Origin of the sequence: uncultured Pelagimonas sp. (genome assembly GCF_947498515.1) — a bacterium.
Classification (GTDB): domain Bacteria; phylum Pseudomonadota; class Alphaproteobacteria; order Rhodobacterales; family Rhodobacteraceae; genus Pelagimonas.
The window spans coordinates 59,472-78,822 of sequence record NZ_CANMKO010000006.1 but is presented as its reverse complement, the minus strand read 5'-3'; the positions used below and the strand labels follow the sequence as shown (position 1 = coordinate 78,822).

Genomic DNA, 19,351 nt, shown 5'->3' with positions numbered 1-19,351 from the left:
TCAGGCAATGATGTCAGGCAGTAGGCGGTCTTCGATCTGGGCGATCTTGTCCTTTAGCTGAAGCTTCTTTTTCTTCAGACGCTGCAAGGTGATCTGGTCAAAGGTTCCGGTGGCTTGAAGGGCGCTAATGGCGACGTTGAGATCACTGTGCTCCTGCTTGAAAACCTCAAGCTCGACCCGGAGCACATCATCGTTTTTCATGGATAGATCGGTCGGCGCGTTCATAGGTGAACCCCCTGAAATATTACTGGATTATATGATAGCGAATTAATCGCATTGGCGCAAAGGTCTTGCGCTGCGGCATTGAGCTTCCCATATTCGACGTGCGGGGTTGCCAAGATGGGACCACGTAGTGTGACGGTCGCTTTGCAAAAGGACGTGTCGATGACCAAACTGACTTTGGGGTCCTATCCCCATATGCTCGGCTTCGAGCAACTGGAGCGTCTGCTGGAGCGGACAGCAAAATCCAGCGAAGGCTATCCGCCTTTCAATATCGAACAAACCGCAGATTACGCCTATCGGATCACGCTGGCCGTGGCCGGATTTGGCGAAGACGATCTTTCGATCACTGTAGAGGACCGTCAATTGGTCATCCGGGGTCGACAAAAGGACGATGGCGGCGAACGGGTGTTCCTGCATCGTGGCATTGCCTCGCGCCAGTTCCAGCGCAGTTTTGTGTTGGCCGATGGGGTCGAGGTTGGCGAAGCCCAAATGGAAAACGGGCTTTTACATGTGGATTTGACCATGAGCCGTCCGGAAACGGTTGTGCAGACGATCCAGATCAAGAAAGGTTGAGGCGAATGTTCGAGAAGTATGATTTCGACAAACTGAACCATGAGAACGTGGTCTATGTGCGCGCGGTCAAAGGCAAGGATTTGCCGGTTGATGTGCGGGCCAAAGTTGGCCGACGTGCGACGCTTTATGCGGTGCATAGTTCTGAGGGCGAGCGTTTGGCGCTTGTTAAAGATCGGACCTTGGCCTTTGCCCTTGCGCGGCAGAATGACTTTGCGCCGGTCACGGTGCACTGATCTCGTCTAGACCCGTTAAGAATTGAGAAAAGCCGGGGGCGACCGCGGCTTTTTCTTTGCCTAGCCGGCGCAGTATAGCCAGCGTGACGGACCAACAACATCGGACGAGGCGCGCCGCGAACATGTCCGACGAGCATCGCGCCGATGGCAGTTTGGACGTCATGCGACGTCTGAATGGTTCCGTGGGCGAACGTGGTGGAGGTCTGTCCCGAGGGGGCGCTCGCTATAGCGGGCTTTTCGACCTCAACTTGGATCTCGAGGCGATCTGCTCGGGATGAGAGTAGCAAACCGGTTCTTTGTTCCCGTGAGACCTAACTTGCGTTCTTAAGGATTGGCAATTTTGCGTGTTGGATTCGCAATTTAATAAATTCCGACAAAAACACTTGGATATCTTTCTCTCTGCCGCTACAAGCCGATTTACACTGACAAACCAAATCGGAGACGCCCATGTCGATCATGACACATCACGGCGGTTTCCTTGGTGCCGTAACAGCCAGCGCATTGATGATTGCGCACGCCAGTGAAGCTCAAGCGGAAGCCCTCACTGTAACAGACATTGCCGGACGGCAGGTTACATTCACCGATCTACCGGACAAGATTGTGCTTGGCGAAGGTCGGATGATGTATTCTATCGCGCCGCTAACAACCGGCAACCCGTTTGAAAAGATCGTGGGTTGGAAGGATGATTTGATCCTGTATGACCCGGATGCCTTTCGCAAATACGAAACCGCGTTCCCCGAAGACACGGCGCGACTCATCAACTTTGGTAACCCATATGCCGGTGATTTTAGCGTTGAAGCCGTGCTGGAGGCTGAAACCGACTTGTTGTTGCTTGATGTGGGCAACCTGTTCAAAGCCGAAGAGACCGGCTTGATCGAGAAAATGGAAAGCGCGGGCGTCAATGTCGCCTTCGTCGATTTCCGCCGCAATGCAACCGAGAATACTGTGCCCTCGCTTTTGATGATGGGTCGGATCTTGGGCGAGGAAAAACGCGCGGCTGAGTTCATCGATTTCTACATTGGTCAAATGCGCAAGGTGACCAATATCGTTGACCAAATCCCGGCCGATGAACGCCCGCTTGTTGCGATCGAAAATGCGGCGGGTTGGCAGACGGATTTTTGTTGCTGGTCGTTTGGCCCATACAACTATGGGCGCTTTGTTGAGCTTGCAGGCGGCGTAAATTACGCGTCAACGCTTGCCAATGCCTACTCTGTTGACATCAGCCTTGAAGGGCTTCTCGAAGCAGATCCCGATCACATCATCGGGACGGGTGCCAATTGGCAAGAAGCACGGCCCGAGGTGACGTCTGTACTATTGGGGTACGATGGTGATCCGGCGGTCAATGCCACAAAGCTGCAGGCCCTTGCCGATCGGACAGGATTTGCAGACCTACGGGCGGTGAAGGAGGGGCACATGCACTCCATCTATCACCAGTTCTACAACTCGCCCTATCATTTCGTCGCGGTACAGCAGATCGCAAAGTGGCTGCATCCAGATGACTTTGAAGACCTTGATCCACAGGCGTCGTTTAATGAGTTGCACGACAAGTTCTTGCCATTCGATGCATCGGGTCAGTTCTGGGCGACCTTGAACTGATCAAAACGGCCCGCACGGCCTTTTCATTGGTGCGGGCCTAAACTCGGATTCTCACTATGACTGATCAAATCAGTATCGCGGCACCTGATGCCGCAGCGCTTGTTGTGGCGTATAAGCGGCGCATGTTCCAACGTGTTGGGCTTGTCTTTGCTGCCGCGGCTCTGCTGTCCAGCCTTATTGTGCTGGATGTCATAACAGGCCCGGCAAACCTAAGCTTTGGGCGCACTTTGGCGGTGATCTTGGACCCGTCCATCGCATCGCCAAAGGAAGATGTCATCATCTGGCAACTGCGCCTTCCCATCGCCTTGATGGCTGTTGCGGTGGGCGCGATGCTTGGCGTTGCCGGTGCGGAAATGCAGACGATCCTCAACAACCCGTTGGCTGATCCCTTTACTCTTGGCCTGTCCTCCGCCGCGAGTTTTGGGGCCGCACTCGCCATTGTCTTGGGGTGGTCCGTTGTCCCCGGTGTCGGCGGGTTGTTCGTGACTGTGAACGCTTTCTTGCTTGCGATGATTACTTCGGGCTTTTTGTTCCTATTCACCCGTCTACGCGGTGTGACGCCCGAGGTGATGATCCTTGTGGGTATTGCAATGCTGTTCACCTTCAATGCGCTTTTGGCGTTTTTGCAATACGGAGCATCCGAGTTGCAATTGGCGCAGTTGATCTTTTGGCAACTGGGGTCGCTTGCCCGCGCCTCATGGGCAAAGGTTGGTGTTTGCTTTGCCGTCTTGCTGATCGTGCTGCCCTATTTCATGTCGCGTTCATGGGCGTTGACCGCGTTGCGAATGGGGGAGGAGAAGGCCGCAGCATTAGGTGTCAACGTCTCGCTCTTGCGTATGTCGGTGCTGGCGGGTGTCTCGCTGTTATCCGCTGTTGCGGTGTCTTTTGTTGGGGCTGTCGCCTTTGTCGGGTTGGTCGGACCGCATATTGCACGAATGATCGTGGGCGAGGATCAACGGGGTTTTCTACCTTTGTCGGCGCTATGTGGCGCGTTGATCATGTCGGGAACGTCGATTGCCTCTAAGGCGATCACACCCGGCATTGTCTACCCGATTGGTATGATAACATCGCTCATCGGTATTCCTTTCTTCATTTTGCTCATTCTTGGGCAACGCAAAAGGCACTGGCAATGACAGGTTTGAGTGCGAACAATCTCTCGTTTTCCTATGGCGCACGCGACGTTCTAGAAAACCTAAGCTTCCAACCCCTTCCAAAGGGCAAACTCACAGCGTTGATCGGGCCGAATGCGGCGGGCAAGTCAACGCTCTTTCGATTGATCTCGGGTTTGAAAAAGCCACAACGTGGGCAAATAGTTCTGGATGGCAATAACCTTGCGGACCGAAGTGCGCGCAAACGGTTGGAACTCATTTGCTTTATGCCTCAGCAATTTGCCGCGAATGCCGCGTTGACGGTGTTTGACGTTGTGATGATGGCGCACAAGCACTTGCGAGGTTGGCGGGTGTCTGACGCAGACATGCATACCGTTGGAATTGCTTTGGCGCAGGCTGGCATTGGGCATCTTGCCGAAGCTTATATAAGCGAATTGTCCGGCGGGCAGTCCCAAATGGTTTCGGTCGCGCAGGCTTTGATCCGGCACTGTGACGTCTATCTTTTCGACGAGCCAACCTCCGCTTTGGATCTGCGTCACCAGCTCGATGTGCTGATGCGGATCAAGACCGTGATGGAGCAACGCAATGCCATCGGGGTCGTTGCACTTCATGACCTCAACCTTGCTGCTCGCTATGCCGATCACCTCATTTTGTTGGGAAAAGGGCAAATTTTGGCTCAGGGAACCGCACAAGAGGTTCTGCGCTCGCCGGCAATTACCCAAGTTTACAAAGTGGACGTTGAGATCTGCAACGGCCCCAGAAAGGACCTGACTGTTCATGCCTACGCGTCGTAATTTTGTCCTCTCCCTTTCTGCCCTTGGGGCGGCCAGTACTGCATGGGCCTGCCCTGTGCCTGTCCTGCGCAATGATGCTCCTCACAGCGTTCTGATGCTCAACGCGGCCTGCGGTGATACGGGTACGCCAAACGTTTTCACACCTGCGATCCTGCACATCGATTTGGGTGACAGCGTGACATTTGTCCCAACAGATGGTGGCCACAATGCCGCTTCTAAGCGCGGGATGATCCCCGAGGGGGCGAAACCCTGGAACGGGGCTATTGATGAAGAGCTAACTGTTTCTTTCACCGTACCGGGCGTCTACGGCTGCGTTTGCCTGCCACATTATGAAATGGGGATGGTCGGAGTGATCATCGTCGGTGAAGATCTGTCAAATCTGGAAAAAGCGAAAAAGGTGCGTCATCCGGGGGCCGCGCGCAAGGCTTTCCGCAGGTTGCTATCCGAACTTGAAGCCTAGTCAGAGGGTTAAGTCCTGCACGCCCCTGCCAAACGGGCTCGTGTCATCGGCAATCTACAAAGTGACGTCTTGGCAGGGATCGCAGCGTCGATCCCTAGATGCAACAAAAGGCCGGGGGCCCGGCCTTTTGTGTTTTCTAAAGAGGATGTTCGCGCGTTAGTCAGCGGCGATCAAACCCATGCTTTCCAGCTTCAGAATGACCTGATGAGCACAGTTGTCGACTTCGACATTCTCGGTCTCAACGCTGAGCTCCGGGTTTGCAGGCACATCGTATGGGTCGGAAATGCCGGTGAACTCTTTGATCTTGCCTTCGCGCGCCAGCTTATAGAGGCCTTTGCGGTCCCGACGTTCGCATTCTTCGATCGTGGTGGCGACGTGGATTTCGATAAAGGCACCGAACTGTTCGACATCTTCACGCACGGCGCGGCGGGTGGTGGCATAAGGCGCGATGGGCGCACAGATCGCGATACCACCGTTTTTGGTGATTTCGGAAGCCACATAACCGATACGACGGATGTTGAGATCGCGGTGCTCTTTGGAGAAGCCAAGTTCCGACGACAGGTTTTTGCGAACGATGTCACCATCGAGCAAGGTCACTGGGCGACCACCCATTTCCATCAGCTTGACCATCAGAGCGTTTGCAATGGTGGATTTTCCGGACCCGGAGAAGCCGGTGAAGAACACGGTGAAGCCTTGCTGCGAGCGTGGCGGTTTGGTTTTGCGCAGCTCTTTGACAACCTCAGGGAAGGAGAACCACTCAGGGATTTCAAGACCTTCGGCCAAACGGCGGCGCAGTTCGGTGCCCGAGATGTTGAGAATGGTGATATTGTCTTTGTCTTCGATCTCATCGATGGCTTCATACTGGGCGCGTTCCTGCACCCAAACCATGTGTTTGAAATCAACCATTTCACAGCCGATTTCGGACTGGTTGGCACGGTAAAGGTCCTGGGCGTCATAGGGGCCGTAGAAATCTTCGCCAGCCGAGTTTTTGCCGGGGCCAGCGTGGTCGCGGCCAACGATGAAGTGGGTGCAGCCGTGGTTGGCGCGGATCAGACCATGCCAAACCGCCTCGCGGGGGCCGGCCATACGCATGGCAAGGTTGAGCAGCGACATGGAAGTGGTCGAGGCAGGATATTTGTCGAGAACCGCTTCGTAGCAACGCACGCGGGTAAAGTGATCAACGTCGCCGGGCTTGGTCATGCCAACGATTGGGTGGATCAACAGGTTGGCCTGAGCTTCCTTGGCGGCGCGGAAGGTCAGTTCCTGATGCGCGCGGTGCAGCGGGTTACGTGTTTGGAACGCAACAACTTTGCGCCAGCCCAACTTGCGGAAATAGGCGCGCAATTCATTGGGCGTGTCACGGCGACCGCGGAAGTCATAGTGAACAGGCTGTTGGATGCCAGTGATCGGGCCACCGAGATAGATCTTGCCAGCGGTGTTGTGCAGATAGTTGACGGCAGGATGCGCATCGTCATCGGCCCCGAAAACCTTTTCGGCTTCGTTTGCTTTGTTGGGTTCCCAACGGTCGGTGACGGTCATGGTCGCCAGGATCACGCCTTCTTGGTCACGAAGCGCGATGTCCTGACCAACTTCGATCGACGCGGCGAAGTCTTCGGAGACATCGAGCGTGATTGGCATGGGCCACAAGGTGCCATCGGCCAAACGCATGTTTTCAACAACACCGTTGTAGTCTTCTTCGCTCAGGAACCCCTTGAGCGGGTTGAAGCCGCCGTTCATCAACAGTTCCAGATCGCAAATCTGACGGGGGGACAGGTCGTGAGAGGTCAGCTCTGCCGCTTCAACCTTGAGCTTTTGTGCGCTGTCATACGACACATACAGCTCAGGAATGGGTGCAAGGTTATTTTGCATGATTTTGGTCCTGTGTTTAAAGGGCTCAAGCCCGCTAGTCGTTCCAGTTAACTCCGCATGCAGAGCGTCATATTCTGCGAATTTGCGGGCTAGAAAATGGTCTCTGAGACGGATCTGTTCTGCGGCTCCGCGCACGGTGATCGCATAGGCGAAACGTTGGCGTTTGTCGGGGCCGTCGCGGTCGGTGATTTTGACAAAACCGGCTTGGGCCGCGGCGCGCAGTTGTGCGTTCAGCTTGCCAAGCGATACGCCAACGGCCGCTGCTGTTGCGCGCTGAGACGCGTCAGGCGCGGCCTCGAGTTGGCGCAGCAGTCGAAAGAGAAGGTCCTCTTCCACAGCCAGTTTTTGAATATCAGTCGGCATCTCAGACTCAAAGTGTGTTCACGCGTGAACAAATTGCACAGTTTGCAGCTGCAGCAAAGCAAAAACTTGGGCACCCTTTGTCGGTCGGCGAATTGCGGCACATTGGTCACAGCCGGTGCTGCGGATTCAAGATGTCGTCATCTGATGGCGCAAAACGGGCTTGCACATTGTGATCGGGTGCGCGGCGGGTAGGGTGCTTGAAAACCTCGAACAAGGGGGCATTGGTTTGCCGCGCGTTATCACTTTTGCCAGACTGTCGGATATTGATCAGGCAGAAATCCTTGCGCATATGTCCGATGAACGGGTCGCCGAGCATATGCCGCTTGTGACGTTCCGATGGGACAAAGCCACCGTTGCGCGTTTTGTGGAGTCAAAAGAGGCCTGTTGGCAGCGCGATGGCCTTGGGCATTGGGCGATTCTTTGTGACGGAGACTATGTCGGTTGGGGTGGTTTCCAAAAAGAAGGGGACGAGTGGGACTTTGGTTTGGTCCTTGCGCCTGCGGCCTTTGGATTGGGCGTGCGGATCGCTAGGAAAGCAATTGATTTTGCAAAGTCTGACGACCGGATTCCCTATGTCACCTTCCTCTTGCCGCCCTCGCGCAAGAATTTAGGAGCGCTAACCAAAATGGGCGCAACCTATGTGGGTGACATCGACTATGAGGGCGAAACATTTCGCAAATTCAGGCTTGAGACAGGATAACAAAGCCGGTTTTGAGTTTGGCTTCGGGGCTGTGTTTAACCTTCAAGGCCCCAACCGTCCGGGGTGAACCCGTGGTCAAGGGCGGCGCGGGTGGCGACGTCTTCGCCGATCCAGATGCCATCAGCAGAGACGACTTGATCCATCAAGGTGGCCACAAGGTAGGGGGCCTCGTCATCTTCGGGTTCGATGTATTCGCAGGTGTAGTCGGCGCGGCTTAGGGCGTCGGCCAGCGGGCGCCAATCGGACTCCTCAGACGATGGAACAAAGAAATAGTCGACATCGGCCACATCGGGCAGGCCATGTTTGTCCTGCAACTCGGAGTAGGTGGCGAAGGTTTCAGCCTTTTGGGCGGCAAAATCATGGGTCATTGGGCTGTCCTTGCGCGGCGGGTGTTTGGCGCTGACCTAACTTAGATGGGCGATGGTGTCACGCCATTCTGTCACGGGTCAAAAGGTCAACGGGTCGCCAAGTTGCCGAACGGTGGGGCCGCCGGCGATGTTCCAGCGAAACAGGGTGAGATGAGTGAGGTCGGGGCGGCTTCTAGATGGGGTCAAGATGCCGTCCGCTCCGATCTTGCGCAGGCGGTCGGAAAGGTTCCAGGTTGGAACGGGGTCGCCCGAGGCCATGAGATCGGACCAAAAGACATGCAGGTCAGAAAGACGTGTGTCGAAGGCCTCGCGAACTTTTGGATCGCGCAGGTCGACGATGCGGGCATGGGTGACTTGGATCGGGTAGATTTGCCGCGCGGGGTCGCCGTCTTTGACATAGACCCGCAGGGCAACGCGGCAACCTTCGGGCGTTTGCGACACATATAGGGCCTTTTGCCCGTCATGATGCCAGCGCCCGTTTGGGGCTTGGGCCGGGGCAAGAAGAGTGTCCTCTTGCCCCGAAAATGTTGATCGCCAAAACCTCCCCGATAGGGGCAGGGTTTGGCGTGGGTCGATCACTCTTGCTCAGCCAAGAAGCGTTCGGCCTCAAGCGCGGCCATACAGCCCATTCCGGCGCTGGTCACCGCCTGACGGTATTTGTGGTCGGTCAAATCGCCAGCGGCGAAGACGCCGGGGATTGAGGTCGCGGTGGAATCCGGTTGGGTCACCACATAGCCGCCCATGTGGGTGTCGAGCACGTCTTTGACCAATTCATTGGCGGGCGCGTGGCCGATGGCAACAAAAACACCGGCGCAGTCGATGACCTGTGTTTCGCCGGTTTTGGTGTGTTTGACACGCACGCCGGTGACGCCTTTGGGATTTTCATCGCCAAGGACTTCTTCGACCTCATGGAACCAGAGCGGTTCAATCTTGGGGTTCTTGAACAGGCGGTCCTGAAGGATCTTTTCGGACCGCAATTCGTCACGACGGTGGATCAAGGTCACTTTGGAGGCAAAGTTGGTCAGAAACAGCGCCTCTTCGACGGCGGTGTTGCCGCCACCGATCACCACAATCTCTTTGCCACGATAAAAGAAGCCGTCGCAGGTGGCACAGGCCGAAACGCCAAAGCCTTTGAACGCCTCTTCGCTTTCCAGACCCAGCCATTTGGCACGCGCACCAGTGGCAAGAATGATCGAATCGGCGGTATAGACCGTGCCGCTATCGGATTGGGCGACAAAGGGGCGTTGGTCAAAATCGATCGAGGTGATGATGTCACCGATGATTTCGGTGCCCATGGCGCGGGCGTGTTCTTCCATTTTCATCATCAGCTCGGGGCCTTGGATGTCGATGAAAGACGGGTAATTTTCGACCTCGGTTGTGGTGGTCAACTGGCCGCCGGGCTCAAGGCCTTGTACAAGGATCGGCTCGATCATGGCGCGCGCGGCGTAAACGGCGGCGGTATAGCCCGCCGGGCCGGAACCGATGATCAGAACTTTGGTGTGACGGGTCTCGGACATATGGCCTCTCCTTGAATGCAAGGGTGATATAACGGGCGTGGTCACGGGTTTAAAGAGGGGCTGATCGGCGTCTCACGAATGTGAGGTCAGAGCGGGAAATGCTTTGCGAATTCGGTTGAGCCAAGGGACGAAAAGCGGATCACCCGGCTATCAGCCACAGGTTTGGCCCAGCCAAGTTCGATAAATCGGGACAGGAGTGCGCGGCCGAGGCTCCCGGCGAGGTGCGAGCGCCGTTCGCTCCAATCGAGACAATCCCGACAGAGCGGCGCGCGTTGGTGTTGCAAATGGGGAAGGTCAATTCCCAATGCGGTGACAAAGCTTTCTCCGGTGGGGGAAAGATGTAGGGTTTCGCCAGAGTGGTGAAGCATGTCGCGGGCGCGCAAACTGTCGTACATTTGGGTGCCCATGTCGCCCGCCAGATGGTTGTAACAGACGCGGGCCTTGCGCAAAGCGGCGTCTTTAGGGCCGGTTCGGGTGCGCAGATGTCCGGTTTTGGCCGCCACCCCCATCAGGTTTTCAAGCAGGGTCGCAATGTCATCATTGGCAAGCGAGCTATATTTGTGCCGCCCCTGTTTGCGCGTCTCGACCAGACCACCCTCGGCGAGTTTTGCCAAATGGGTGCTGGCGGTTTGCACGGTGATCCCGGCCTCGGTCGCCAGTTCGGTGGCGGTCAGGGCTTTGCCGCTCATCAAGGCGGTGAGCATATTGGCGCGGGCCGGATCACCGATCAGCGCGGCGATATGGGCGATGTCAGGGCCTTCTTTCATAGTTCGACCGTAATCGAAGCGTTGGAAGCGCGCAATACGCTAGGACGGCAAAGTCACAAGAGGAGACCGCCATGCTAACCTGCGTTATTCGCTATCATATCGATCCAACCAAACGCGATCAATTCGCCCAATACGCCCGAAACTGGGGGCAAGCGATCCCACGCTGTGGGGCGGATTTGATCGGATATTATGCCCCGCACGAAGGGTCTTCGACGCTGGCCTATGGCATTTACAATGTCGAGAGCCTTGCAGAGTATGAAGCCTATCGCGCCCGGTTATCGGCGGACCCATTGGGGCGAGAAAACTATGAGTTTGCGCAAAAGGAACGGTTTTTGCTGCGCGAAGACCGAACATGGCTTTGTCGGGTATCGGACCCGCATGGCGCGTTTCAACCAAAGGGGACAACATGATTGCGGTGATATTTGAGGTGAAGATCAAGGGGGGTGAAAAGGATCGCTACCTTGATATTGCCGCCGATTTGAAACAGCGCCTAGAGCAGGTAGACGGGTTTCTTTCGGTCGAACGGTTTCAAAGCCTCACCAACCCCGAGAAATTGCTATCGCTGTCGTTTTTCCGGGATGAGGACGCGGTGCTACGCTGGCGTCAATTGGAAGAGCACCGGCAGGCGCAGGCGTTGGGCCGCTCAGACGTGTTTGAGGGTTATCGGCTTCGGGTTGCCAGCGTGATCCGGGATTACGGCATGACCGACCGGGACGAGGCGCCAAAGGACAGTTTGCAGGCCCATGATCGCAATGCCGAGTAAGTGGGCTGACGACGGGTAAGTCGGGTCCTCCCTTGACCTTGTGAAGGGGGCATGATTCAGAGCCCCTCTGCGCGATAAATCCGGCTTCACCGCGAGGCCGGGTTGCCGTCCGGTTTTGAAATCCGGAACTTTGTTGCGCTTTTGCGAAATATTATTGCGCGAGCGCGGCGGGATGCTATAACAATCGCGAATTGCAGGGGAAGACTATGCCAACGCACCGGCTCGATCCGATTGACCGTATGATTCTGGCTGAATTGCAGGCCGATGGGCGGATGACAAACGTAGAACTGGCCCGCCGGGTTGGGATTTCTGCGCCACCCTGTTTGCGCCGGGTCCGTACGCTTGAGGAGCAAGGGTTCATCAAAGGCTATCATGCCGAGGTGGATGCGCGCGAGCTTGGCTTTGAGGTCCAGGTGTTCGCCAGCGTCGGATTGCAAAGCCAAGCCGAAAGCGATCTGCGCGCATTCGAAGAGCGTTGCCGCGAATGGCCGTTGGTGCGCGAATGCCATATGCTGAACGGTGAGGTCGATTTCATCCTGAAATGCGTCGCGCCCGATCTATCGACATTTCAGACGTTTTTGACCGGCGATCTTTTGACCGCTCCAAATGTGGCAAGCGTGAAAACATCGCTGGTTATTCGCGGTGCCAAAGATGAACCCGGCGTGCCGTTTGATGTCTTGGAAGAACGGCTAAGCCGCAACGCCTAAAAGCTTTTGACACGGGTTTCTAGATGCAGGGGCCCCGCGATAGTGGAGCTTAGGTCAGCTTTGAGCCCATTCTAACCGATGCGTGACGCTTCTTAGATGACGGCTCGGGCGCAAGCATTTTCAACAAAAGCGACTTCATTTGTCGTTGCAACGCTCGACGGACGTTCGGGCAGTTGCAACCCTTCTCTCAAGGTACCTGCGGGCGAACTGCTGCTGTGCATGGAGAGGTGGCGGAATGAACAATCACTATAGCGCGTCGCGCCGGATCGACCCAACTCAGGGCCCGCGCTTGGGTGATGGTACCGAAAACAATGGCGACCGCGTCGAGATCGGGCCGACTGCGCTCGCGTTTCAAGAATGGCGCGAGGCGGGATTGGCATTGCCGGACCTCACGAAAATGCGCGCCGCCCGGCACGCGGCGTTAACCGAAGCGATTATCGCGCGGGGCTATGGCGGATTGCTTATGTTTGATCCCCTAAACATCCGCTACGCCACTGACACAACGAACATGCAAATATGGAATACGCACAATCCGTTCCGCGCTGCGCTTTTATGTGCTGATGGGTACATGGTGCTTTGGGATTACAAGAACGCGCCGTTCCTTGCTGACTTTAATCCGCTGGTCCGTGAAATCCGGTCGGGTGCGGATATGTTCTACTTTGCACGTGGGGACCGGATCGAGCCAGCAGCAGACGCCTTTGCCGCCGAGGTGGCGGATCTGCTGGCCGCGCACGCGCCGGGTCACAAGAAGATTGGAATCGACAAGATTCAGCCCGCCGGGTTGGACGCGATCCGAAACGCAGGGCTGGCGTATCGCGACGGCGAGGAGGTGACGGAGCGGACGCGCGCGATCAAGACCGAGCACGAACTGCGTGCCATGCGATGCGCGATTCATTCATGCGAACGCTCAATGGCCGCGATGGAGACGTTTGCGCGCAGCGAAATTCCAAATGGAGGCGTGACTGAGGACGATGTTTGGGCTGTGCTGCATGCCGAAAACATCAAGCGCGGCGGTGAATGGATCGAAACGCGGCTTCTTACCTCAGGATGCCGCACCAATCCTTGGTTTCAGGAATGCGGGCCACGGATCATTTCAGAGAACGAAATAATCGCCTTTGACACTGATTTGATTGGGCCATACGGCATCTGCGCGGACCTCAGCCGAACGTGGTGGATCAGTGACGACCGTGCGCCTGTGCACATGCGTGAAAGCTTTGCAGAGGCGGTTGAACACATCCGATACAATATCGCATGCCTGCGACCGGGGCGGCATATGGAAGATGTGACCCGTTCGTTGCATGTTTTGCAAGGCCGGTATCAAGCCCTGAAATACTCCTCGCCGATGCATGGCGTCGGAATGTGCGACGAATGGCCATTGATCGCCTATCCTGATCGATTGGTCGAAGGGGCGTTCGACGCGCGGCTTGAACCCGGTCTGACGCTTTGCATCGAGGCCTTGGTGGGTGAAGTCGGCGGGGATCATATGGTTAAGCTTGAAGATCAAGGGGTCGTATCGAGCGTTGGTTTCGAAAAGATGTCGAGCTATCCGCTCGACCAACGTTTTCTGTGAGCGTAAAGGTTACGGTCCAGCGCCTTGCACCATTGTCAGCCCTACGTAGGAAAACGGTTGCCTCGTCACACATCGGGCAGAACCGTTTCGTCCGAAAAGGGGTATGAATAAGTTCCGTATCGAAGTTGGAAATCATTCCATCAATACGACAATTCATACCGAAGTTTCCAAACACTCGCTCTGCCAAGCCGACTCTGCCAAGCCGACAAGAGTAAAGCGAATGGGCTGCCCGAGGCGCGCTTAACTGTCCAGTAGTTGTTCAATCACCTTGCGGGTGGAGCGGGTTAGGCTGACTTGGCCGAAATCGTTCAGGTCGGTTAGGTTGGGGAACATCGAGAGGAACAGGGCGCGCATGTTTTGGCCGAGGTCCTGACCGATGGATTTGCCGGGGTGGTAGGTTTCCATCTCGATGCCGCCAACGGTTATCGTCGTGTGTTCGCGCACCATCAGGTGATACATCTGAACGGTGCCCGCCGGGGTGATTTCCAGAAAACGATCACCATCGGTATAGTCTTGGACCGGGGCAAGAACCGAGTCTTGGCCAAGCATGGTCCGCAGTTTGTCATGACGCACAACCATGCGCGCGCCGGGGCCAACCATCAAATCAAAGGCGGGTTTGCCAAGGCCAAAGGCGTCGGTGGTGATGCGGGTCAAATGGGTGAGCGAGGTCGATGCGTCGTCGCGACCGGGCACATAGGTGGTTGAGCCGATCCAAGTGACCGGTTCGGCCCCATTGGCGGTTTCGATATAATCGCCGGGCAGCAGATCTTCGATGGCGACAGGGCCACGCACCGTTTGGATCAGCGTGCCGCGGGCGAAAGCACTCGCACTATCCTCGAACAGAGGGGACGCAGGGGCCACATGTTGGCGAAACGAGACAGTCAGGTCAGGCAGCAGAGCCGCACACTCGTATTTGCGCATGAGAGAGGTTGCGCGTTGAGGTTGCGATTCCAGACGCGCATTCCGGTCAGCCGGAATGGGTGCGGAGAGAGCATGTTGCATACTGGAAGTGCCATGACGGAGGCTGGACATGTGATCACCCTTTACTCAGGTCGGTCACATTCGTGCTGGCCCCCACCAACAACGACAAATGGACGATTGCGTTTCGCGTTTCGTTGAACACGAATAGGCCGCAATTATCGAACATCGTCAAGATTGGGTCAGTTTTGGCAGGTATGGCGGGATCAATCCCGCAGGAATCGAAAAGATTGTCACGAATACATCAACGAAAATGCCACATTTCGACAGGGAGGGCGCCGAAATGCGGGCAATTTGAATAGAATCAGGCGGTCCGCAGATTGCCCATTAGCGCGGCGCGGCGGCGCGCGATGCTGGCCATGCGGGTTGCCCCACGTTCCCAAGGCATCTGGGTCTGAGTTTCCTTGGCGGTGGCAACGATGGACTTGATGAAGCGGGTCTTTGGTTTCATCTGCGTTTTCATGGGTCGTCTCCGTGTCTGCTCGGGTCTTATCAGGGGTGGCGTTTGCGCCTTTGTTAAAATTGTTTTGACCCTGAATTGGGGCAGACATGTGACTAAGGTGGGATAATACCGCGACAAGGTGGTGATTGTTTCCAATCAGATGCGGATCACCGAAATGAGGCGGCCATAGTCCGCATCACCGGCATGTGTGGCACGGCGATAGGAAAAGAACCGGTCGGGATCGGAATAGGTGCAGTGCCGGGTCCATTCGGCGTTGACCCCGGCGTTGCGCAACTTGTGCAAGCCATAGGACGGCAGGTCGAATTGGGCTTTGTCGCCCTGACCATCCGCAAAGAAACGGCTGTTCTCTGGGTCTTCGCTTAGAAAGCTATCAAGGAATTCCGGGCCGACCTCATAGGCGCGTTGACTGATCGAGGGGCCAATCACGGCCGAGATGTTTTCGCGCGTGGCGCCTAGGGCGATCATCGCGTCGATGGTTGTTTCCAGAACCCCGCCCATCGCGCCTTTCCACCCGGCATGTGCGGCACCGATAACCTCGGCCTCGGCATCGGCAAACAAAACCGGCTGACAGTCGGCGGTGAGAATCGATAGCGCCACACCGGGGGTTGCGGTGACGAGGGCGTCGGCCTTGGGTTTGTCATTTGGTTGGGCGGTTTCGGTGACGGTGATCACGTCGGGGGAATGCACCTGATGAACGGAGGCGAGGGCGTTGACGTCCATGGCTTCGGCAACGCGGGCGCGGTTGATGGCAACGATTTCGGCCTGATCGGTCGAGCCGGAACCACAGTTCAGCCCGTCAAACACACCAGAAGAGGCACCGCCTTTGCGGGTAAAGAACCCGTGACGAAACGGGGTCAAAGCATCAGAGGTGATGATTTCCAAAGTCATTGATTATATCCCGGTGGCAGCGGGGCACCCGTCGGAACGAGCGCCAGTGTCTTGAACAACGAACCCATTTCTTGGGGATGCGTCAACCGGCGATGTGCCTGAATATGCGATTCAAGCGCCGTACCGGTAAGAGACGTGGCAAGGGTTTGCGCCCGTGCCGTGATACCAAGTCGTTCGAGAAAGACTCCTTGGGTCGTCATGGCGCTATGGGTGACGCCAGTGGCTGCAAGGGCCAACGCCTCAAAATCAACATGTGCGGTGAGATCGGCGGCACCGGGGGTGGCAAAGGGATCAACGGGGTGATGGTTTCGCAGGGCTTGGAAGGTGTCGCCACGCGAATGCCAGTCTCCATAGTCAAAGATCAGCGCCGTGCCGCCGTACGTGGCGATGCGGCGGCTGATTTCGGCGGTGATAGGCGCGGCGGGGGCGCAGGTTTCGACGATCTGCCCCGTTTCGGTGTCCGCTAGGCGGTGGTCGAGCATTTCGATTGGGGCCGGGTCGGAAAGGCCCGCAATTAAAGTGGTGTCTTGGACGGCCACCATGGTTTCGCGCCAACCTTTGGCATCGCGGGTGAATTGGCGGATCGGCAGGGCGTCAAAGAATTCATTGGCAACAAGGAGGAGCGGGGCCTCGGGGAGGGTGGTGATGCTGTCGTGCCATGTCGGGGTGTGGTCGGTTAGACGGTCGGCCTGTGCTTTGCGTAGCGTTGGTGACGCTTCGATCAGATGAAGGGTGGCGGCGGCGTGAAAGCCGGGCACGGCGCGGGTGGCGCGTAGGATGTCGGCCATAAGCGTGCCGCGACCGGGGCCGATTTCAGCAAGGGTAAAGGCGCCGGGCGCGCCTTGGTCGAGCCAGGTCTGGGCAAGACACAACCCGATAAGTTCGCCAAACATTTGGCTGATCTCAGGGGCGGTGGTGAAATCCCCCGCCGAACCAAGCGGATCGCGGGTGGTATAATAGCCGTGCTCGGGATGGAGCAGGCATTGTGTCATATAGTCCGCAAGCGTGATCGGCCCGGTGGTGGCGATCTGACGGATGAGGATGTCGTGCAGCGTGGTCATTTGGCGGCCCGTTTGGCGCGGAGAATGAACCAGATGCCAACCGCGATCATCGGCAGCGTCAGGATTTGGCCCATGGTCAAGCCATAGCCGTTGATGTGCCACGCGAGGCCAAGCGGATTTCCGGGCGATTGGAATTGCGCATCGGGCTGGCGGAAAAATTCGACAAAGAAGCGCGCGGCCCCATAACCGGCAAAGAAAGTGCCCGCGATCAGACCGGGTTTTTTGAGTGCGCCGCGTCGGATCAAGACGAATATGATGAGGCCAAGGGCGAGACCTTCGAGGCCGGCTTCGTAAAGCTGGGACGGGTGGCGGGCGCAGAATTCGCCGAGAGGCTGGCCACAGTTTTGTGGGTGATCACCGGGAAAGATGACCCCCCAAGGAACGTCGGTTTGACGCCCCCAGAGTTCGGCGTTGATGAAGTTGGCGATCCGGCCAAAGAACAAGCCCGCCGGGGCGGCCAACGCAAGCATATCAGCGGTGGGCAGTTTGGGAATGTTGTGACGGGCACAAAAGATCCACGCCCCGATCACGGTGCCAAGGAAACCGCCATGAAAGGACATGCCGCCCTGCCAGATGATGGGGATTTCGGTGGGGTTGGCGAGGTAGTAACCGGGTTGGTAAAACAGCACATAACCAAGCCGCCCGCCAATAATCACGCCGAGGATGATCCAAGTCAGCAAGTCTTCGATCTGGTCGCGGGTCATGGGGGGCTGATCGTCGCGCCAAAGGGCGGCGCGGTTGACCGTCATCACCGCAAAGCGCCAGCCCAACAGGATGCCAACGATATAGGCGAGTGCGTACCAGCGCAGAGCGAGATGAAAGCCGAAAATGTCGATTGCGAACAGTTCGGGCGAAAGGGGCGGGAAGGGGATTGCTGCCAACATGCGTCCTGTTGCCTCTGGATTTGGGGGGAAGTCAAGCTTGTGAACCGGGGTATTGAGCCCCATATAGGTGCAAAGCGTTGTCGGAAAAACGTGAATCACTTGCCGCGGCCAGAAATACGAGATTTCGGTGCGCCAAATGGGGATTGATTCAGGGTGTGTTTTGCGGAACGTTCAAAACGTAATGCCGGAGTGACCTATGCAAAGCCGCAACAAGGTATTTGAAGATATTGGCCAGCTGATGACCAACGCCATGGGCGTGGCGCAGGGGGCAAAGACCGAAGCCGAAAACGCCGTGAGTTCGATGATGGACCGTTGGTTGGCGGATCGTGATTTTGTCACGCGTGAAGAGTTTGATGCCGTACGCGCCATGGCGCAAAAGGCCCGCGAAGAAAATGAGGCGCTAAAGGCGCGGCTGGATGCCTTGGAGAACGCGTCTAAGTAAGGAATGGAGGGTGACGTTCGTCCTTTGGACATCACCCCACCCACCATCCCGCTAGGGGTTCGCCTTCAGGCCCATAGCAGCAGGCAGATGATGCTTGCTACAATGAACAGGCAGCCGATTGTTTCGGTGCGGTTTGGGGTTTCTTTGAACACAAAGATGCTAGACCCAAAGCTAAACAGCATTTCAATCTGAGCCACCACTTTGACAAGCGCGGCTTGTTGTAGGGTGAAGGCAGCGAACCAGCCAAAGGTGGCCGTGGCCCCGACAAAGCCCACCGCGAAGGCCGGTTTCCATGCGCGTCTAATTTTGACAAGTTCGCCGGGGTCTTTGAGCAGCATATACAAAAGCATCACGGCGGTTTGGAAGGAAATTCCGATCAAAAGCGTGGCCGCGGCCTGAACAACAAAGACGTCAGAGCCGACGCTACGTGCGGCGGTTTGAAAGCCGATTGCAGCGAGGCCAAAGAGCGTGCCTGCTCCAATCCCGATCAATGCGGTTGGGCTTGTGACCGACACCAGCAAGTTGCGCGGTGTGATCTTGGTTTGAGCAACAGAGATCAGCATGACGCCCATGACGGCGATACAAATGGCGATGATCGCCCCGGCCGAGAATTCGGTTCCAAACAAAACAAAGGCAAAGATGGCGGTTTGCATCGGTTCGGTGCGCGAATAGGCGTTGCCAACGGCGAAATTACGCAGTGAGAACAAGTGAACCAACAAGAAGGTGGCGGCGATTTGGGCCAAGGCCCCGATGATCACCCACAGCGCAAATTTTGCCGACAGGTCCGGGGGCTCAAACCCAAAACCCCATATGAGGACGGACCAATAGAGAGCCGCAAAAGGGAGACCAAAGCCAAACCGGACAAAGGTTGCCCCGGTTGTACCCATGACCCCTTTGAGGTGTTTTTGGAGGGTCGATCGCAGGTTTTGCAAGAATGCAGCTGCGATCGTAATTGTTATCCAGAGTTCCATCAGGCGGCGTTGTCCGACGGTTGGACCCGTAGGTTCGGGTAGACGGGCCGGTA

The 19,351-nt window shown here is 56.6% G+C and carries 25 protein-coding genes; 13 read left to right on the top strand and 12 right to left on the bottom strand.

The features are described 5' to 3' along the window. Complete coding sequence (locus tag Q1A43_RS12530) at positions 1–225, bottom strand: DUF465 domain-containing protein (RefSeq protein WP_299926439.1); 225 nt, start codon at positions 223–225, stop codon at positions 1–3. A gap of 159 nt (positions 226–384) precedes the next feature. On the opposite strand from Q1A43_RS12530, the gene Q1A43_RS12525 reads away from it, so the two are divergent. From Q1A43_RS12525 to Q1A43_RS12495, 7 genes are all read left to right on the top strand, one after another. After that, positions 385–795, top strand: coding sequence for an Hsp20 family protein (locus Q1A43_RS12525; RefSeq protein ID WP_299926736.1), 411 nt, complete (start codon positions 385–387; stop codon positions 793–795). A gap of 5 nt (positions 796–800) precedes the next feature. Next, complete coding sequence (locus tag Q1A43_RS12520; RefSeq protein ID WP_299926437.1) at positions 801–1,028, top strand: DUF1150 family protein; 228 nt, start codon at positions 801–803, stop codon at positions 1,026–1,028. 122 nt (positions 1,029–1,150) lie between these two features. After that, entirely contained in the window at positions 1,151–1,306 is a 156-nt protein-coding gene (locus tag Q1A43_RS12515) for a hypothetical protein (protein WP_299935643.1), read from the top strand. A gap of 169 nt (positions 1,307–1,475) precedes the next feature. Continuing rightward, positions 1,476–2,624 (top strand): ABC transporter substrate-binding protein, encoded by a 1,149-nt coding sequence (locus Q1A43_RS12510; protein ID WP_299926432.1) that lies wholly within the window; start codon positions 1,476–1,478, stop codon positions 2,622–2,624. 56 nt (positions 2,625–2,680) lie between these two features. Then, positions 2,681–3,757, top strand: coding sequence for an iron ABC transporter permease (locus Q1A43_RS12505; RefSeq protein ID WP_299935640.1), 1,077 nt, complete (start codon positions 2,681–2,683; stop codon positions 3,755–3,757). Beyond that, positions 3,754–4,527, top strand: a complete 774-nt coding sequence (locus Q1A43_RS12500; RefSeq protein WP_299926426.1) for an ABC transporter ATP-binding protein — start codon at positions 3,754–3,756, stop codon at positions 4,525–4,527. Before Q1A43_RS12505 ends, Q1A43_RS12500 begins: the two co-directional genes overlap by 4 nt. Beyond that, complete coding sequence (locus tag Q1A43_RS12495) at positions 4,511–4,987, top strand: pseudoazurin (protein WP_299935638.1); 477 nt, start codon at positions 4,511–4,513, stop codon at positions 4,985–4,987. Before Q1A43_RS12500 ends, Q1A43_RS12495 begins: the two co-directional genes overlap by 17 nt. Positions 4,988–5,143: 156 nt before the next feature. On the opposite strand, the gene Q1A43_RS12490 is transcribed toward Q1A43_RS12495, so the two are convergent. Continuing rightward, positions 5,144–7,219 (bottom strand): bifunctional sulfate adenylyltransferase/adenylylsulfate kinase, encoded by a 2,076-nt coding sequence (locus Q1A43_RS12490; RefSeq protein ID WP_299935636.1) that lies wholly within the window; start codon positions 7,217–7,219, stop codon positions 5,144–5,146. A 226-nt stretch (positions 7,220–7,445) separates the two neighbouring features. Here Q1A43_RS12490 and Q1A43_RS12485 point away from each other — a divergent pair, with 226 nt between their 5' ends. Continuing rightward, the gene (locus tag Q1A43_RS12485) at positions 7,446–7,919 is read left to right on the top strand and encodes a GNAT family protein (RefSeq protein WP_299935634.1); all 474 of its coding nucleotides are present in this window, start codon (positions 7,446–7,448) and stop codon (positions 7,917–7,919) included. Positions 7,920–7,954: 35 nt separating this feature from the next. On the opposite strand, the gene Q1A43_RS12480 is transcribed toward Q1A43_RS12485, so the two are convergent. The 4 genes from Q1A43_RS12480 to Q1A43_RS12465 all read right to left on the bottom strand — a co-directional run bounded on the left by Q1A43_RS12480 (position 7,955) and on the right by Q1A43_RS12465 (position 10,571). Then, positions 7,955–8,287: a ribonuclease E inhibitor RraB gene (locus Q1A43_RS12480; RefSeq protein ID WP_299926414.1), complete on the bottom strand. Its 333-nt coding sequence runs from the start codon at positions 8,285–8,287 to the stop codon at positions 7,955–7,957. Positions 8,288–8,365: 78 nt separating this feature from the next. Next, positions 8,366–8,866: an RES family NAD+ phosphorylase gene (locus Q1A43_RS12475; protein WP_299935631.1), complete on the bottom strand. Its 501-nt coding sequence runs from the start codon at positions 8,864–8,866 to the stop codon at positions 8,366–8,368. After that, a complete protein-coding gene (gene trxB, locus Q1A43_RS12470; protein ID WP_299935605.1) occupies positions 8,863–9,804 on the bottom strand; it encodes a thioredoxin-disulfide reductase in 942 nt (313 codons plus the stop codon). Before trxB ends, Q1A43_RS12475 begins: the two co-directional genes overlap by 4 nt. A gap of 86 nt (positions 9,805–9,890) precedes the next feature. Beyond that, entirely contained in the window at positions 9,891–10,571 is a 681-nt protein-coding gene (locus Q1A43_RS12465; protein WP_299935602.1) for a winged helix-turn-helix domain-containing protein, read from the bottom strand. 71 nt (positions 10,572–10,642) lie between these two features. On the opposite strand from Q1A43_RS12465, the gene Q1A43_RS12460 reads away from it, so the two are divergent. From Q1A43_RS12460 to dddP, 4 genes are all read left to right on the top strand, one after another. After that, on the top strand, positions 10,643–10,981 hold the full coding sequence (locus tag Q1A43_RS12460; protein ID WP_299935600.1) for an NIPSNAP family protein: 339 nt from the start codon (positions 10,643–10,645) through the stop codon (positions 10,979–10,981). Further along, positions 10,978–11,334 carry an antibiotic biosynthesis monooxygenase gene (locus Q1A43_RS12455; protein ID WP_299935597.1) on the top strand — a complete coding sequence of 119 codons (357 nt, stop codon included), beginning with the start codon at positions 10,978–10,980 and terminating at the stop codon, positions 11,332–11,334. The genes Q1A43_RS12460 and Q1A43_RS12455 overlap by 4 nt, the downstream gene beginning before the upstream one ends. A 206-nt stretch (positions 11,335–11,540) precedes the next feature. Then, positions 11,541–12,041 carry an Lrp/AsnC family transcriptional regulator gene (locus Q1A43_RS12450; RefSeq protein ID WP_299926398.1) on the top strand — a complete coding sequence of 167 codons (501 nt, stop codon included), beginning with the start codon at positions 11,541–11,543 and terminating at the stop codon, positions 12,039–12,041. Between the two features lie 235 nt (positions 12,042–12,276). Beyond that, positions 12,277–13,611 (top strand): dimethylsulfonioproprionate lyase DddP, encoded by a 1,335-nt coding sequence (dddP, locus tag Q1A43_RS12445; protein ID WP_299935595.1) that lies wholly within the window; start codon positions 12,277–12,279, stop codon positions 13,609–13,611. A gap of 240 nt (positions 13,612–13,851) precedes the next feature. On the opposite strand, the gene Q1A43_RS12440 is transcribed toward dddP, so the two are convergent. The 5 genes from Q1A43_RS12440 to lgt all read right to left on the bottom strand — a co-directional run bounded on the left by Q1A43_RS12440 (position 13,852) and on the right by lgt (position 17,885). Continuing rightward, positions 13,852–14,532, bottom strand: coding sequence for a Hint domain-containing protein (locus Q1A43_RS12440; RefSeq protein ID WP_299926394.1), 681 nt, complete (start codon positions 14,530–14,532; stop codon positions 13,852–13,854). 361 nt (positions 14,533–14,893) lie between these two features. After that, the gene (locus Q1A43_RS12435; protein ID WP_299935593.1) at positions 14,894–15,052 is read right to left on the bottom strand and encodes a hypothetical protein; all 159 of its coding nucleotides are present in this window, start codon (positions 15,050–15,052) and stop codon (positions 14,894–14,896) included. 135 nt (positions 15,053–15,187) lie between these two features. Next, on the bottom strand, positions 15,188–15,940 hold the full coding sequence (gene pgeF, locus Q1A43_RS12430; protein ID WP_299935590.1) for a peptidoglycan editing factor PgeF: 753 nt from the start codon (positions 15,938–15,940) through the stop codon (positions 15,188–15,190). Beyond that, positions 15,937–17,001, bottom strand: coding sequence for an SAM-dependent methyltransferase (locus tag Q1A43_RS12425; RefSeq protein WP_299935588.1), 1,065 nt, complete (start codon positions 16,999–17,001; stop codon positions 15,937–15,939). Before Q1A43_RS12425 ends, pgeF begins: the two co-directional genes overlap by 4 nt. Then, positions 16,998–17,885 carry a prolipoprotein diacylglyceryl transferase gene (gene lgt / locus Q1A43_RS12420; protein WP_299935585.1) on the bottom strand — a complete coding sequence of 296 codons (888 nt, stop codon included), beginning with the start codon at positions 17,883–17,885 and terminating at the stop codon, positions 16,998–17,000. Before lgt ends, Q1A43_RS12425 begins: the two co-directional genes overlap by 4 nt. A 196-nt stretch (positions 17,886–18,081) precedes the next feature. On the opposite strand from lgt, the gene Q1A43_RS12415 reads away from it, so the two are divergent. Next, complete coding sequence (locus tag Q1A43_RS12415; protein ID WP_299926379.1) at positions 18,082–18,327, top strand: accessory factor UbiK family protein; 246 nt, start codon at positions 18,082–18,084, stop codon at positions 18,325–18,327. A gap of 65 nt (positions 18,328–18,392) precedes the next feature. On the opposite strand, the gene Q1A43_RS12410 is transcribed toward Q1A43_RS12415, so the two are convergent. Then, positions 18,393–19,298, bottom strand: coding sequence for a DMT family transporter (locus Q1A43_RS12410; RefSeq protein WP_299935583.1), 906 nt, complete (start codon positions 19,296–19,298; stop codon positions 18,393–18,395). Positions 19,299–19,351: the final 53 nt, after the last annotated feature.